Consider the following 15,050-nt stretch of genomic DNA (forward strand, 5'->3'; position numbering starts at 1 on the left):
AGGTTACTTGGACAGCACCCGCATCGCCTGCTCCAGCCCCGCGACCGTCACCGGGTACATGCGGTCCTGCATGATGTCGCGCATCAGCGCGATGGACTGGCGGTACTGCCACGACGCGGTGGGCTCGGGATTGAGCCACACGGACTTGGGCCAGGCGTCCAGCAGCCGGCGCATCCACTGCGCGCCGGGTTCCTTGTTGTAGTGCTCGACCGAGCCGCCCGGCTGCAGGATCTCGTAGGGGCTCATGGTGGCATCGCCGACAATGATCAGGCGCCAGTCGGGGTTGTATTTACGCAGCACGTCCCAGGTGTCGAAGCGTTCGTTCTGACGCCGCCGGTTGCTCTGCCACAGGCTCTCGTAGGGGCAATTGTGGAAGTAGTAGACCTCGAGGTTGCGGAACTCGCTGCGCGCCGCGGAGAACAGTTCCTCGACGCGGCCGATGTGGTCGTCCATGCTGCCGCCGACGTCCAGCAGCATCAGCACCTTGACCGTGTTGTGGCGCTCCGGGACCATGCGCAGGTCCAGGTGGCCGGCGTTGCGCGCGGTGCTGGCGATGGTGTCGTCCAGGTCCAGCTCGAGTTCGGCACCTTCGCGCGCGAAGCGCCGCAGGCGACGCAGCGCGATCTTGAAGTTGCGCGTGCCGAGTTCGACCTGGTCGTCGTAGTCCTTGAACTGGCGCATGTCCCAGACCTTGACCGCGCTGCGGTTGCCGGCCGACTGGCCGCCGACGCGGATGCCTTCGGGGTGGTAGCCGCCGTTGCCGAAGGGCGAGGTGCCGCCGGTGCCGATCCATTTGCTGCCGCCGGCGTGGCGCTCCTTCTGCTCTTCCATGCGCTCCTTGAAGAGCGCCATCAGCTTGTCCCAGCCGTGCTTCTCGATGGCGGCTTTTTCTTCCGGCGTCAGGCTTTTCTCGAACTGCTTGATGAGCCAGTCCAGCGGGATGTCCTTGCCGGCCGGCAGCGCCGCCTCGATGCCCTTGTAGTAGGCGCCGAAGGCCTTGTCATAGCGGTCGTAGAGCGATTCGTCCTTGACCAGCGCAGTGCGCGCCAGGAAGTAGAAGTCGTCCAGCGTGGGCGTCATCAGGTCCTGGCGCAGCGCGTCCACCAGTGTCAGGTATTCCTGCACCGAAACCGGCAGTTTGTGGGCCCGCAAGTGGTAGAAAAAGTCGATCAGCATGGCGGCCGCCGTTGGGGGCGCGTCAGCGGCGCTGGGTGCCGCGGGTCATGGCGGCGAGCCGTTCCAGCAAGTGCACGTCCTGCTCGTTCTTGAGCAGGGCGCCCGCCATCAGCGGCACCGCGGTGGCGGTATGGGCGTCGATCTGCGCGGCGCTGACATCTTCGGCCAGCAGCAGGCGCAACCAGTCCAGCAGTTCCGAGGTGGACGGCTTTTTCTTCAGGCCAGGCGCATCGCGCAGGGCGAAGAAGGTGTCGAGCGCCGCGCGCAGCACGTCCTGCTTGAGTTCGGGGAAGTGCACCGCGACGATGTCGCGCATGGTGTCGCGATCGGGGAAGCGGATGTAGTGGAAGAAGCAGCGGCGCAGGAAGGCGTCGGGCAGGTCCTTCTCGTTGTTGGAGGTGATGATGACCAGCGGGCGGTGGCGCGCGGCGATGGTCTGGCGCGTTTCGTAGACATGGAATTCCATGCGGTCGAGTTCGCGCAGCAGATCGTTGGGGAATTCGATGTCGGCCTTGTCGATCTCGTCGATCAGCACCACCACTGGCTGCTCGGCCTCGAACGCCTGCCACAGCGTGCCTTGCACGATGTAGTTGCGGATGTCGCGCACTTTCTCGTCGCCGAGCTGCGAGTCGCGCAGGCGCGACACCGCGTCGTATTCGTACAGACCCTGATGCGCCTTGGTGGTCGACTTGATGTGCCACTGCAGCAAAGGGCGGCCCAGCGCGCGCGCCACTTCCTCGGCCAGCATGGTCTTGCCGGTGCCGGGTTCACCCTTGATCAGCAGCGGGCGTTGCAGCGTCAACGCGGCGTTGACGGCAAGCTTGAGGTCATCGGTGGCGACGTAACGATCGGTGCCATCGAAGCGTGTTTGCGGTGCGGAAGGAGCGGTCTGGGCAGCGGACATGGATCGGTGGGCTTCTCGGAGTTGAGGGAGATCAAGGCCATTTTCGGGTATTAATCCTAGACAATTATCGTACAATCAGGCGGTTTTGCAGTGGGGTTCGACCCGCAACGTGTTTGCCGGGGGCCTTTCCGTGTGAGCAGGCCCTAGTCCTCAAGCCATACCAAGAAGAGCCATCCCAATGAAGTTGCGATTCTCTCTGAAGTACACGGTTTCTCTGCTGACCTTGGCCTCCTGTGCGATCGCCGGCCAGGCAGCCGCTGCGGACGCGGCGCCGGTCGGCAACGTCCAGAATGCCCGTGACAAGGTCTCCATGTGCATCGGTTGCCACGGCATCGAAGGCTACAAGGCGACCTTCCCCGAGCTGTACCACGTCCCGATGATCGCCGGCCAGAACGCCAAATACATCGAGACCGCCCTCAACGAGTACAAGAAAGGCGCGCGCAGCCATCCCACGATGGACGCCATTGCCGGCAGCCTGTCCGACCAGGACATCGCCGATCTGGCCGCGTACTACTCGAATCTGAAATGACAGGGGGCAATCACATGAACCGCATCATGCTTGCCCTCGCGGGCGCGACGTTGGCCATTTCGGGCGCGACTGCCCAGGCCCAGGACCTGGCGGCCGGCAAGGCCGTGTTCGACAAATTCAATTGCGCCTCCTGCCATGGCGCCGACGCCAAGACGGCGGTGGACCCGGCCTATCCGACGCTGGCCGGCCAGCACGCCGACTACCTGGTGCATGCGCTCAAGGCCTACCGCCGTGGCGCCTCGGGCAGCGCGGCCACGGCCAACGTGCGCAAGAATCCCATCATGGGCGCTTTCGCCACTCAACTGTCCGACCAGGACATCGGCAATGTGGCGGCCTGGCTGTCCTCGTTGCCGAGCGACCTGGGCGTGCGCAAATAAGGCCGCGCGCCCCGGCGCAAACGCAAAAAACCCTCGGGTGACCGAGGGTTTTTCATGGGGCGCGGCAACGGCCTAGCGCTCGGCGCGCTGGCGGATCAGGTCGATGTAGGTATCGCTGTCCAGCGGCGTGCCCAGGCGTTGGGCTTCCCAGACCACCCGGCCCAGGCATTCCATGATCTCGTGCGCCGCCTGGTGCGCATCGCTGCGCGCCACCAGGCGCTGGTAGGCGTTGCGGATGCCTGGCGGGTGGTCGATGGACAACTGCTCGGCGATGGCCAGGTGCATCGACAGGTGCAGGAATGGGTTGGTGCGGCCTTTCTCCACCGCGTATTCGGCGCTCATGGCCTCGGGGCTTTCCAGGTCGGCATGGTATTCCTGGTGCTCGATGATCCAGTCCAGGGCCATGGCCTCCAGCGGGGTCAGGACTTCGTTGGCGCGGTGCTTGCGCCAGGTTTCGATGAAGAATTCGCGGACTTGGTCGCGGGAAGGGTTGAACATTGTCAGACGGTTGCCAGGCTGGCCAGAGAGGCCTTTATTTTACCGCCCGCCGGCACGTCGCCCGCCCGCCGGCGCCAATGCGATATAGAATTGGTTGCTATCCGCCATCCAGTGGGCGTTCGGCCAGGGCCACGCGGCCCGCGGCGCTCACGCCAGCCGATGCGGCGCGCGTGCAGAAAAACCACCCGGAGCAAATGGAGCATTCATGTCCTATCAACATATCAAGGTGCCCGCTGGGGGCCAGAAGATCACGGTCAATGCTGATTTCTCGCTGAATGTGCCTGATCAGCCCATCGTGCCCTACATCGAGGGCGACGGCACGGGCGCGGACATCACCCCCGTGATGATCAAGGTCGTCGATGCCGCGGTGCAAAAGGCCTACGGCGGCAAGCGCAAGATCCACTGGATGGAAGTCTATGCCGGCGAGAAGGCCACCAAGGTCTATGGCCCGGACGTCTGGCTGCCCGACGAGACCCTGGAGGTCGTCAAGGACTACGTGGTGTCGATCAAGGGCCCTCTGACCACCCCGGTCGGCGGCGGCATCCGTTCGCTGAACGTGGCGCTGCGCCAGCAACTGGACCTGTACGTCTGCCTGCGCCCGGTGGCCTATTTCAAGGGCGTGCCTTCGCCGGTGCGCGAACCCGAAAAGACCAACATGGTGATCTTCCGCGAGAATTCGGAAGACATCTACGCCGGTATCGAATACATGGCCGAGAGCGAGCAGGCCAAGGAACTGATCCAGTTCCTGCAGACCAAGCTCGGCGTCAAGAAGATCCGTTTTCCCAACACCTCGTCCATTGGCATCAAGCCGGTGTCGCGCGAAGGCACCGAGCGCCTGGTGCGCAAGGCGGCGCAGTACGTCATCGACAACGACCGTACCTCGCTGACCCTGGTGCACAAGGGCAACATCATGAAGTTCACGGAGGGCGGCTTCCGCGACTGGGGCTACGCGCTGCTGCAGAAGGAATTCGGCGCGCAACTGATCGACGGCGGCCCGTGGTGCAAGTTCAAGAATCCCAAGACCGGCCGTGAGATCATCGTCAAGGACGTCATCGCCGACGCGTTCCTGCAGCAGATCCTGTTGCGCCCGGCCGAATACGACGTGATCGCCACGTTGAACCTGAACGGCGACTACATCTCCGACGCGCTGGCCGCGCAGGTGGGCGGCATCGGCATCGCCCCGGGCGCTAACCTGTCCGACTCGGTCGCCATGTTCGAGGCCACGCACGGCACGGCGCCCAAGTACGCGGGCAAGGACTATGTGAACCCGGGGTCCGAGATCCTGTCGGCGGAAATGATGCTGCGCCACATGGGTTGGACCGAGGCGGCCGATCTGATCATCTCCAGCATGGAGAAATCGATCCTGTCCAAGAAGGTGACGTACGACTTCGCCCGCCTGCTCGAAGGGGCGACGCAGGTGTCATGCTCGGGCTTCGGCCAGGTCATGATCGAAAACATGTGACGGGATCTTTCCTTGTCGGCGTGCCACCTGAAAACCCGCAAGCCCTCTGGCCTGCGGGTTTTTTCAGGGCCCGCATGTTCTTTCCGGTCTGGCCTGCGCAACTGTGCGCGCTTTATGCGTCGGGGTATGACAAAAAGAAATAATTTGTGATTATTGTGACAGTATAATTACAGCGCTTGTAATACGGTAATCCCTTCAGCCCGCGTATTTTTCTTTGATATGGCACAACCCGCCCCCGATATGCCGCCTTACGATGCCTCGGCTTCTGTGCGTGGCTTGCGCGAAGCCAAGCGCATCGCGCTACTGATGGCGCCCAGGCTGGGCGACACGCTGTTGATGATGACGATGGCGCACAATCTGGCTGCGCATGGGCGCGAGGTCACCGTTTTTGGCGATTTTGCCTATGGCCTGAGGACCTGGTTCCCGGGTATGGACATCCGGCCGTCGCTGCCGAAGGAGCAGGCCGCGCAGGCGCTGGCCGGCTATGATTGCGCGGCGCAGATGCATATAGGCTGGCCATACGCCCTGCACGACGTTGCCGCATCCTATTTCTATTACGACGCGCACGTGGTCATTACGGGCAAGGGCTTCGTCAAGCTCAACCAGATCAGTGATTACTGCCGCGATGTATTGGAACTGCCTTTGTCTGGCACCGATATCGGCCTGCGGCCCCCGGTGGCGGGGCGTCATCGTGTGTTCGAAGCCCGGGTGGCGGTGCATCCGTCGTCCACGGGCGCCCAGCGGTGCTGGGCGCCCCGGCATTTTGTCGAGCTTGGCCTGCGCCTGCAGCGACAAGGGTATGAGCCGGTTTTCATTCTGGCGCCGCACGAGCGGGCCGAATGGGCCTGCCTGACGGATGCGGGCCTGCCCATCCAGCAGTCACCATCATTGGCTGATGTGGCCGCGTTCATCCATGAGTGCGGTTGGTTCATCGGCAACGAGTCCGGCATTGGCCACCTGGCTTCCAGCGTCGGGGTGCCAACCTTGACCTTGACGGGCCGCCCGACCCGTACCAAGGCCTGGCGGCCGGGCTGGTCGATGTCGCGCATCGCCTATCCCGCCTACATCCCGGGCGGCCGTTGGCGTGACCGGCTGTGGCGCGAGTGGTTGCGACCGGGCAGCGTCATGGCGGCGTTCGAAGGGTTGACGCGCGACTATAAAAAATCCATGGCGGCCTCCAAGGCCGTCCGTTCTTGACTCCGGACAGCGGTGCCGCGGTAAATGGTTGCTCGATTCCGCGCAAACCGTTGCTGCCTGTGCGCTGGCCAATTCCTATCCCTAGATGTGCCGACCGGTCGTCGCAAAGGCTGAGCTGAACCTATCATGTCCATTAATTGCTTGCGCAGCGTCGCATTCCTGACGTTGCTGATCCCCGCTCTGGCCCTGACCAGCGCCGTGGGCGGACCCGCCATTCTCTACCTGACGGCTGTGATCGCATTGACGGCGATGGCGATGAACCTGGTGCGCTCCGGCGAACCCTTTGCGTTGCGCGAACTGTGGCCGATGGCCGTGGCACTGATGGCGCCGCTGCTGGCGATGCTCGTCAGCAGCACCTACCTGGGGGTGTGGAGTTCTTCTGAAATCGAGAAGCTGCTGCGATTCGCCCTGGCGGTGCCGGTCTGCTGGCTGTTGCTGCGGGTGCCCCGCAACTGGCTGCAGCATGTGCAATGGAGCTTCCTGTTCGGTGCCTTCGCCGGTTCGCTGATGCTGATCTACATCGTGCATTCCCCGAGTCTGGGCCGTGGCGCGGTTTCCGATTTTGGCGGGCGCTATAACGCCGTGGCCTTTGCCGACCTGACGATTCTTTTCGGCCTGGGAGCGCTCCTGACGCTACCCTGGCGGTTGTCGCCCTGGCCTCGTCTCGAGGCGGGGCTGAAGATTGCCGCGGTGCCCCTCAGCATCTATGGCGTCTGGGTATCGCAGACGCGCAGCAGTTGGGCCTTGCTGCTGGTGTTCGGCCTGGTCTATCTGCTGACCAAGCGCCAGTGGCGCCTGCGCAGCAAACTGTTGTTCCTGGGCGGTCTGGTCATGGTGATGGCGGTGGTGGCCGCCGTGTCCTGGCATTCGAAGGAAAGCCGCTGGAAAGGGGTGGTGTCGGACCTGAACCGCTACGAGCAACATGATCGCGATACCTCGGTGGGAATCCGCATCCAGCTGTGGGAAGCCTCGTGGCTGATGTTCAAACAAAGCCCGCTGGTCGGTGTCGGCGTGCCGCACTTCCGGTCCGAACTGGTGAAGCTGCAGAAGCAGGGCATCGTGACGGAAGAGGTGGCGGTTGGTTATGGCGAGCCCCACAACGATATGCTGGGGGCGTTGGCCGGTTATGGCCTGCTGGGCCTGCTCAGCATCCTGGCGCTGTATCTGATTCCGGCGGCGATTTTCTGGCGCCGTTCCGCCAGCAACGACCCGGTGGTGCATGTCGGCTCGCAGATCGGCATGCTGTTCTGCCTGGGCTACTTCGTCTTCAGCCTGTCGGAAATGATGTTCCGTAACATGCGCAGCGTGCCGATCTATGCGTTGACCGTGGTGGTGCTGTATGCGCTGACCTCGGCTCGTACCGGACTGGCGCAGCAGCATCTGGCGGCGCGGCGCTAGACGGCATCGCCGCCTGCGCGGGCGGCTTGTCCGCAAAAAAAGCGAGGCTTGTATGGCCTTGCTTTTTTTTCGCGCGCGCGTTGCGCAACAAATGCCGAATGCGATTGACGTAGATCAAGCCAGCCTGCCCTCGTCGGTGAAAACCCCTGCTGCACCCTCGTATGCTGCTCGGACGCAACATATAAATAGTCACATTCCGCAGTCTTTGGTTGCGAGCGCGGAAGGACAGGACGAAGAGGGTCTATGAAGAATTCAAGCTTGCGCAGGGAGCTACTGTGGTTCGTGTTCGCCGTTGGCGCCGCCGTGCTCGCGTTGGGAGGCTGGGAAGCATGGGAGCGGCGTGGCGAGATGCTGGTCGACCGCAAGACGGAACTGCGCCATGTACTGGACCTGGCGGCCGGTATCGTGCGCAACGGCAAGCAACGCGCTGTCGACGAAGGCTTGTCGGTTGAGCAGGCCAAGCGCAATGTGGCGCAGCGCCTGGCGCAGTTGCGCTATGGCGCGGATGGCTACGTCGGGGTGTTCGATGACCGCTATGCGCTGCTGGTGCATCCCGATGCCAAGCTTGTGGGCACCCATGTGCGCGCGGTCAAGGACAGCGACGGCCTGCCGATCTTCGAGGAACTGTACGACCGTGGCAAGCAGGGGGGCGGCTTCATTGAATACCGCTTCCCGCGGCCGGGGGCGGATGCTGCCCTGCCCAAGATCAGCTATGCGGTCTACGATGCGGAATGGGGCTGGTTGCTGTTCACCGGGTTGTATGTGGACGACGTCGATGCGGCCTTCAGCGCCACGCTGTGGCGCCAGGGAGGGGTGACGGTGGGACTGCTGGCGGTGTTGTTGGCGGCGGCGCTGCGTTTTTTCCGCTCCCATATCATCCGTCCGCTGGACGAGGCGGTCGAGGTGTGTGAGCGGGTGGCGCGGGGGGATCTGTCGAGCGTCATCTCACGCCATCACCGGGGCGAGATCGGCCGGCTGTTCGGCGCCATGGCGCTGATGCAGGAGCGCCTGGACGTGGCGGTGCGCAGCATCGTTCATTCCACCGGCTCGATCGCCGCAGCCTCACGCCAGATCGCAGCGGGCAGCATGGACCTGCATGACCGCACCGAGAAGCAGGCGGCGGCGTTGGAACAGACCGCGGCCAGCGTTGAGCAGATCACCGCCACCGCCAGGCAGAGCGCGGAACACGTGCGCGAAGTCAGTTCGTTGGCGGGGCAGTCGGCGCAGCTGGCGCGCCAGGGCAGCGAGGAAACCCAGCACGCGATTGATGCGATGCGCGAGATATCGCAAAGCTCGCAGCGGATTGACGAGATCATCCGCCTGATCGACGAGATCGCGTTCCAGACCAATATCCTGGCGCTCAATGCGGCTGTGGAGGCCGCGCGCGCGGGCGAACAGGGCCGCGGGTTCGCGGTGGTGGCCGGAGAAGTGCGGGCATTGGCGCAGCGTTCGGCCACCGCCGCCAAGGAAATCAAGACGCTGATCGAGGCGTCCTCGGATTCCGTCGCGCGTGGCAGCCAACGGGTGGAGCAGGCCAGTGCCACCATGGGCAGTGTGTTGCAGTCGGCCGCGACCAGCGCGCCCTTGATGGGTGAGATCGCCACGGCCTCGGCCGAGCAGAGCGTGGGCATCGAGCAGATCAATCAGGCAGTGACGCATCTGGACGGCGTGACGCAGCAGAACGCGGCGCTGGTCGAGGAGTTCGCGGCGTCGGCCTCCACCCTGCACGACCAGGCCGACGACTTGGCGCGCGCGGTGGCCGTGTTCAAGCTGTCTGCAGCCTACTAGGAGAACCCTGTGCCACGCTCATGGCGCGTTGCAGGCGCGCGGTCAATTCGCGGCTGGCGCTGGTCATGGGCAGGCGCAATTCTTCGGCGATGAGGCCCTGCAGGGCCAGCGCGCGCTTGATCGGCGCCGGATTGGGCTCGGCGAACAGCAGGCGGATCAGGCCGCGCAGCGGTTCGAACAGATCGCGCGCGGCATCGGCGCGGCCGTCGCGCGCCAATTGCATGACTTCGACGAAGCGTTCAGGAAACAGATGCGCGGCGGCGGGAATGGCGCCCCGTCCGCCGGCCAGGAAATGGTCGAGCAGCGCCATGTCCTCGCCGCAGAGCGCCGCGAGGTGGCCGCGCGCGTTCAGCGCCATCAGCACCGGGGGATTGCATTCCTTGACGGCGCGGAAATTGGGCAGCAGCGCCAGCGATTCCATGGTTTCGACCGTCATGGTGACGCCAGCGCGCTTGGGAATGTTGTAGAGGATGATGGGGCGTTCGGTGGCCCAGGCGATCTGCCGGTAGTGCCACAGGATGCCTTGCTGCGACGGGCCCAGGTAGTAGGGCGGCGGCACCAGGTAGCCGGCGGGCGCGTACTTGTCCAGGCGGCGGATGGCGGCGGCCACGCCACGCGTGTCGACGCCGCCCGCGCCGAACACCAGCGGCAGGGCGTGTGGATCGCGGCGGATGGCCTCGATCATCTCGATCTTCTCGGGAATGGACAGCAGGTTGCCTTCGCCGGTGGAACCGAACAGCACCAGGCCGGCGATGCCGGCGTTGCGGTAGTAGCGCGCCAGCGCCTGGGCGGCTTCGCCATCGACGTAGCCGCCGCGCATCGGCGTGACCATCGGCAGCCAGAGGCCCTCGAAAGCGGAAGTGAGCGGGGTATCCATGGCTTACTGCACCGTGATGGCGCCCGCGGGGCGCAGCGGGCCGAATTCGGCCTGGGGCAGGCCGCACATCACCGCGTGCATCAGGGCGTCGACCTGTTCGCGGTCGCAGTGCAACTGCAGGACGCTCTGGCCATGAGCGTGATCCACCGACAACACGTAGACGCCGATCCGTTCGCCCAACTCACGGTGCAGGGCCAGCCGGACCTTCAAGGCGTCCAGCGTGTCGATTCTGACGGTCAGGGAGACTCTCTCCGCTGGCCGCGGCGCGAGGGCCTGGGCGGGGCGGTCAAACGAGGCGTGCGTGCTGCGTTCTTGGCGGGGAATCATGGGGGTTGGCGGGGCGCAGGCGGGCTTGCGCGTATCCGGTTGGTTGATGACGATTCCACTATAGAAAGCGGACCGTAAAACCCGCCAAAAAATGCGGGCGCGACGCGTAAAAAGCGCGTCAACGCCCGGGCGCCTCAGAATGTCCTGGTCACCGACAGCAGGCCGGTGGCACGGCCCATGTAGCGGCCACGGCTGTTGGTGTAGACGGCACGGTCGGCGTTCGTGTCGAGGTAGGCGAGGGAGATCGTCAGGCCCTGGCCGAAGTCCTTGGTCAGCCCCAGTTTCCAGTCGGTGTAGGCGCCGTCGGTGACGTTGCGCACCGTCTGGTGGCCGACGTGGGCATTGACCGTCAGGTCCCAGAAGCCGGTGTCGAAGTTGCCGCTCAGATCGAAGTACTGGCTGTACTTGCTGGCGGCAAAGCCGAACAGGTTGGTCATGGCGATCGAGTATTTGAACAGCACCGGACCGTAGCCCAGGCCGGCATACAGCTCGGTGGTGTCCGGACGGGTGTAGCCCGATGGGTAGTCGCCGGGGTAGTAGTACTGCAGCACGCCCAGGTCGAACGGCACGTTCGGCGCCAGATTGCCCTTGTAGCCGCCGTAGAAGTCCATTTCCACTGGCGCTGAGACCTTGCTGTTGCCGTCGTTGAGCCAGCTGATGCTGGAGTTCCAGTTGCCCAGGTACAGGCCGCTGGCGTGGGTGAAATCGAAGCCGCCCTGGATCGCGGGCTGGTTGTTGGTCTGCATCAGGCCGCGGTAGCGGTACTGGCTGGCCAGGGTGACGTTGGCGCTCAGCGAATACTCGGGGGCGGGTTCGCCGACCGTCGCGGGGGCGTCGGCCGCGTGGCCGGGGGCGGCCAGGGCCAGCAGCGCAAGCGCGGCCAGGGTGTTGCGGGACATGGAATTCTCCTGTGTTGGACGGGATCGCCACAATAGGAGAAGCGGCATAAACGGCGAGACAAGAGTGGCTCGGCCCGCGTAAAAGGCGCATCAACGGCGCCGCATGTCGCGCCTGCTTGCGCGTCGGGCTTCACCCCGCGAAGCGGTAGCCCACGCCAATCTCGGTCAGCAGGTAGACCGGTTGCGCCGGATCCGCCTCGAGCTTTTGCCGCAGGTGGCCCATGTAGATGCGCAGGTAATGATTGCTTTCCACATGCGACGGGCCCCAGACCTCGCGCAGCAGTTCGCGGTGCGTCATGACCTTGCCGCGGTGCGCCAGCAGCGCGGCCAGCAGCCGGTATTCCATGGCGGTCAGATGCACATGCTGGCCGCCGCGTTCGACCACGCGCTTGGCGAAATCCACGCGCACCTCGCCGAAGCGGATCTCGGCGGCGCTGCCGGCGCCGCCGCGGGCATGACGGCGCAGCAGCACCCGCAGCCGCGCCAGCAGTTCGCTGACGCCGAACGGCTTGGTCAGATAGTCATCGGCGCCCGCGTCGAGCGCGGCCACCTTGTCGGTCTCGGCGGTGCGCGCCGACAGCACCAGCACCGGCACTTCGGTCCAGCCGCGCAGTTCGCGGATCAGGGTCATGCCGTCCTCATCCGGCAGGCCCAGGTCCAGCACCACGGCATCGGGTTGGCGCGTACCGGCCTCGATCAGGCCGCGCTTGACGGTGTCGGCCTCGAACACGGCGCAGCCTTCGCTCTCCAGGGCCTGGCGCACGAAGCGGCGGATATTGGCGTCATCCTCGATGATGAGAACGGTGGGCTGAAAGTCGAACATGGTTCAGGCGATTTCGGGTTGGATCGGAGGCGGGCTGCCCAGGGGCAGGGTGAAGACGAACTGCGCGCCGTTGGGTTCTCCCGGCGCATGCTCGACCCAGATGCGGCCGTGGTGGGCGCTGACGATGGCCTCGCACACCGCCAGGCCGAGGCCGACGCCGGGTGTGGCGGACTCGCGTTCGCCCCGGGTGAATTTCTCGAAGATGCGGCGCTCGGCGCCGGGCGCGACGCCGGGGCCGTTGTCGCACACCGCCACGCGCAGCTCGCCGTCCCGCGCCATGGCGTGCACGCGGATGGCGCTGCCGGCCGGGGTGTACTTGGCGGCATTCTCCAGCAGGTTGCACAGCACCCGTTCGATCAGCACGCCGTCGCATTCGACCAGCGGCAGGCCGGACAGGCGGTCGACCGCAACGCGATGTGCCGCGAGCGGTTCGCGCATGGCGGCCAGCGAGGCGCCGACCAGTTCCTCGATCGATTGCCACTCGCGCCGCAGCGGCGTGTCGCGGCTCTGCAGCCGCGCCATGTCGAGCAGGTTGGCGACCAGCGCGTGCATGCGCTGCGCCTGGTCGCGCATGGCGCGGATGGTGTCCTGGACGTCGCCCGGCAGCGTGTCCTGGCGTCGCATGAGCGTGTCGGTCATGCCGACCAGGCTGGTGAGCGGCGTACGCAGGTCGTGCGATACCGCCGCCAGCAGCGAGTTGCGCAGCTTCTCGGATTCCATGCTGACCAGCGCCTGCTGCGCCACTTCCACATAGTGCAGACGTTCCAGGGCGATGGCGATGAGCGTGGCGTAGGTCTCGATCTGGCGGCGTGAGTCGGGCTGCGAGAACAGGCCGCGGCGCGGCGCGGCCAACGCCAGCACGCCGCGGGTGCGCATCGGCGCCTTCAGCGGCAAGTAAAGCAGCTCGCTGTTGGACAGCGTGGCGGTGCCGGCGCCTGCCGGTTGGCCATGGTCGTAGACCCACTGGGCCAGCGCCGATTCCAGCGGCGGCATGTCTTCGGCGGCCGGCGAGGCCAGCTTGAGGCGGTCGTCCAGGCCCAGGATGTAGAGCGCGCAGCGCGCACCGAAAGTGGCATGGACGAAGGCGCCGGCGGATGCGACGATCTGCTCGGGCAGCAGCGCGGACGACAGCTCGCGCGCGAATTCGTACAGGCTGCGCGCGTCGGCCTCGCGCTTGGCGGAGGCCTGGGCCTGCAATCGCAGGCCGGCGGTGAGCTGGCCGATCAGCAGACCCACGGCCAACAGCACGCTGAAGGTCAGCAGGTATTGCACGTCCGAGACCGCGAAGGAGGCCAGCGGCTGCACGAAGAAGAAGTCGAACAGCCCCACGCTGACGACCGAAGCCAGCGCGGCCGGGCCGCGACCGTGGCGCAGCGCCACCGCGACCACCGCCAGCAGGAACAGCATGACGATGTTGGTCTGGTGCAGCGCGGGGAACGCCAGCGCCGACAGCGCAGTGGCAGCCCCGCAATAGCACAGCGCCCAGGCGTAGCCGGCCAGCGCCAACGGGCCGCGTTCATCGGCCGGCAGGCGGCCGCGGCGGCCCAGCGTCAGCGGATCGCGGCCCGGCCCGCTGGCCGCGGGCAGCGGCGGCGCGCCCAGGCGGATGACGTCGATCTCCGGACAGCCGGCGGCCAGCATATCGGCGAAGCTGTGGCGGCGCCACAGCCAGCCGGGGCTGATGGCTGCGGTCAGCAATGCCGACAGCGACAGGCGCAGCCGTTGCAGGCCGCTGGCGCGGGTGCGGCCGACGATGGCCTTGGTGATGTTGTGGCGACGCACGTAGCGCACCACCGCGTCGACCATGTCGCCGCCGGCCAGGGTTTCACAGCGCGCGCCAAGCGAATCGGCCAGCGCCAGGCTGCGTTGCAGTCGCTCCCGTTCGGCTTGCGGCGGCGGCGCAGCGCGCGGCGCGTCAATGGTGACCACATGCAGGTCGCATTCAAGTTGCTGGCTGAGGCGGTGGGCGCTGCGGATCACGTAGTCCGCGTCGGCATCGGGGCCGACGCAGGCCACGACCGCTTCGCGCGTGCGCCAGACCGGTTCGATGGCGCGGTCGCGGCGGTAGGCCTGCACGTCATCGTCGACGTGCTCGGCGGTGCGGCGCAGGGCCAGTTCGCGCAGCGCGATCAGGTTGCCCTTGCGGAAGAAGTTGCGGGTGGCGTGGCGCGCCTGCTCGGGCAGGTAGACTTTGCCCTCTTTGAGGCGGCGCAGCAGTTCGTCGGCCGACAGGTCCACCAGGATGACTTCGTCGGCGGCGTCGAAGATCTCGTCGGGCACGGTCTCCCAGACCCGCACGCCGGTGATGCTGCCGACGGCCTCGTTCAGGCTGTCCAGATGCTGCACGTTGAGCGTGGTCCAGACGTCGATGCCCACCGCCAGCAGTTCCTGGATATCCTGCCAGCGCTTGGCGTGGCGCGAGCCGGGCGCGTTGGAGTGGGCCAGTTCGTCGACCAGCACCAGGTCGGGATGGGCGGCAAGGGCGCCGTCCAGGTCGAACTCCTTGAGCACGTGGCCGCGGTAGGCGACGTCTTTCAGCGGCAGGACCGCCAGCCCGTCGAGCAGGGCGGAGGTCTCGCGTCGGCCGTGGGTTTCGACGATGCCGGCGAGCACACGGGCGCCTTGCGCGGCCTGGGCGCGCGCCGCCACCAGCATGGCGTAGGTCTTGCCGACACCGGCCGAGGCGCCGAAGTAGACCCGCAACTTGCCGCGCACCGCCTGGCGCGCGGCCTCGTCGAGGTCTTTCAAGAGCGCGTCCGGATCGGGACGCTCGCCAGCAGTGTCAGCCATGAACG

Annotated in this window: 14 protein-coding genes; 6 read left to right on the top strand and 8 right to left on the bottom strand. The window is 65.8% G+C overall.

Annotation, left to right across the window (positions count from 1 at the left end; genetic code table 11):
* Window positions 1–3: 3 nt before the first annotated feature.
* Entirely contained in the window at window positions 4–1,176 is a 1,173-nt protein-coding gene (locus HV701_RS01045; RefSeq protein WP_175131292.1) for a vWA domain-containing protein, read from the bottom strand.
* A gap of 22 nt (window positions 1,177–1,198) precedes the next feature.
* Window positions 1,199–2,080, bottom strand: coding sequence for an AAA family ATPase (locus HV701_RS01050; RefSeq protein ID WP_175131293.1), 882 nt, complete (start codon window positions 2,078–2,080; stop codon window positions 1,199–1,201).
* A gap of 178 nt (window positions 2,081–2,258) precedes the next feature.
* Here HV701_RS01050 and HV701_RS01055 point away from each other — a divergent pair, with 178 nt between their 5' ends.
* Both HV701_RS01055 and HV701_RS01060 read left to right on the top strand, forming a co-directional pair.
* Window positions 2,259–2,609, top strand: a complete 351-nt coding sequence (locus tag HV701_RS01055; protein ID WP_049071752.1) for a c-type cytochrome — start codon at window positions 2,259–2,261, stop codon at window positions 2,607–2,609.
* A gap of 14 nt (window positions 2,610–2,623) precedes the next feature.
* A complete protein-coding gene (locus HV701_RS01060) occupies window positions 2,624–2,986 on the top strand; it encodes a c-type cytochrome (RefSeq protein ID WP_175131294.1) in 363 nt (120 codons plus the stop codon).
* A gap of 72 nt (window positions 2,987–3,058) precedes the next feature.
* On the opposite strand, the gene HV701_RS01065 is transcribed toward HV701_RS01060, so the two are convergent.
* Window positions 3,059–3,484 (bottom strand): DUF1841 family protein, encoded by a 426-nt coding sequence (locus tag HV701_RS01065; RefSeq protein ID WP_175131295.1) that lies wholly within the window; start codon window positions 3,482–3,484, stop codon window positions 3,059–3,061.
* A 205-nt stretch (window positions 3,485–3,689) separates the two neighbouring features.
* Here HV701_RS01065 and icd point away from each other — a divergent pair, with 205 nt between their 5' ends.
* From icd to HV701_RS01085, 4 genes are all read left to right on the top strand, one after another.
* On the top strand, window positions 3,690–4,946 hold the full coding sequence (icd, locus tag HV701_RS01070) for an NADP-dependent isocitrate dehydrogenase (protein ID WP_049071757.1): 1,257 nt from the start codon (window positions 3,690–3,692) through the stop codon (window positions 4,944–4,946).
* Between the two features lie 219 nt (window positions 4,947–5,165).
* Window positions 5,166–6,143, top strand: a complete 978-nt coding sequence (locus tag HV701_RS01075) for a glycosyltransferase family 9 protein (protein ID WP_175131296.1) — start codon at window positions 5,166–5,168, stop codon at window positions 6,141–6,143.
* A gap of 126 nt (window positions 6,144–6,269) precedes the next feature.
* Window positions 6,270–7,541 (top strand): O-antigen ligase family protein, encoded by a 1,272-nt coding sequence (locus HV701_RS01080; RefSeq protein ID WP_175131297.1) that lies wholly within the window; start codon window positions 6,270–6,272, stop codon window positions 7,539–7,541.
* 243 nt (window positions 7,542–7,784) lie between these two features.
* The gene (locus tag HV701_RS01085; RefSeq protein WP_175131298.1) at window positions 7,785–9,329 is read left to right on the top strand and encodes a methyl-accepting chemotaxis protein; all 1,545 of its coding nucleotides are present in this window, start codon (window positions 7,785–7,787) and stop codon (window positions 9,327–9,329) included.
* Here HV701_RS01085 and HV701_RS01090 read toward each other — a convergent pair.
* The 5 genes from HV701_RS01090 to HV701_RS01110 form a co-directional block, all read right to left on the bottom strand.
* Window positions 9,307–10,206 carry a 4-hydroxy-tetrahydrodipicolinate synthase family protein gene (locus HV701_RS01090; protein WP_175131299.1) on the bottom strand — a complete coding sequence of 300 codons (900 nt, stop codon included), beginning with the start codon at window positions 10,204–10,206 and terminating at the stop codon, window positions 9,307–9,309. The genes HV701_RS01085 and HV701_RS01090 overlap by 23 nt on opposite strands.
* A gap of 3 nt (window positions 10,207–10,209) precedes the next feature.
* Window positions 10,210–10,533 carry a hypothetical protein gene (locus tag HV701_RS01095; RefSeq protein WP_236755030.1) on the bottom strand — a complete coding sequence of 108 codons (324 nt, stop codon included), beginning with the start codon at window positions 10,531–10,533 and terminating at the stop codon, window positions 10,210–10,212.
* Window positions 10,534–10,667: 134 nt separating this feature from the next.
* Window positions 10,668–11,432 carry a TorF family putative porin gene (locus HV701_RS01100; RefSeq protein ID WP_175131300.1) on the bottom strand — a complete coding sequence of 255 codons (765 nt, stop codon included), beginning with the start codon at window positions 11,430–11,432 and terminating at the stop codon, window positions 10,668–10,670.
* 130 nt (window positions 11,433–11,562) lie between these two features.
* Complete coding sequence (gene kdpE / locus HV701_RS01105; RefSeq protein WP_175131301.1) at window positions 11,563–12,255, bottom strand: two-component system response regulator KdpE; 693 nt, start codon at window positions 12,253–12,255, stop codon at window positions 11,563–11,565.
* Window positions 12,256–12,258: 3 nt separating this feature from the next.
* Entirely contained in the window at window positions 12,259–15,045 is a 2,787-nt protein-coding gene (locus HV701_RS01110) for a sensor histidine kinase (protein WP_175131302.1), read from the bottom strand.
* Between the last annotated feature and the right edge of the window lie 5 nt (window positions 15,046–15,050).

Origin of the sequence: Achromobacter pulmonis, assembly GCF_902859765.1 — a bacterium.
GTDB classification, from domain to species: domain Bacteria; phylum Pseudomonadota; class Gammaproteobacteria; order Burkholderiales; family Burkholderiaceae_B; genus Achromobacter; species Achromobacter pulmonis.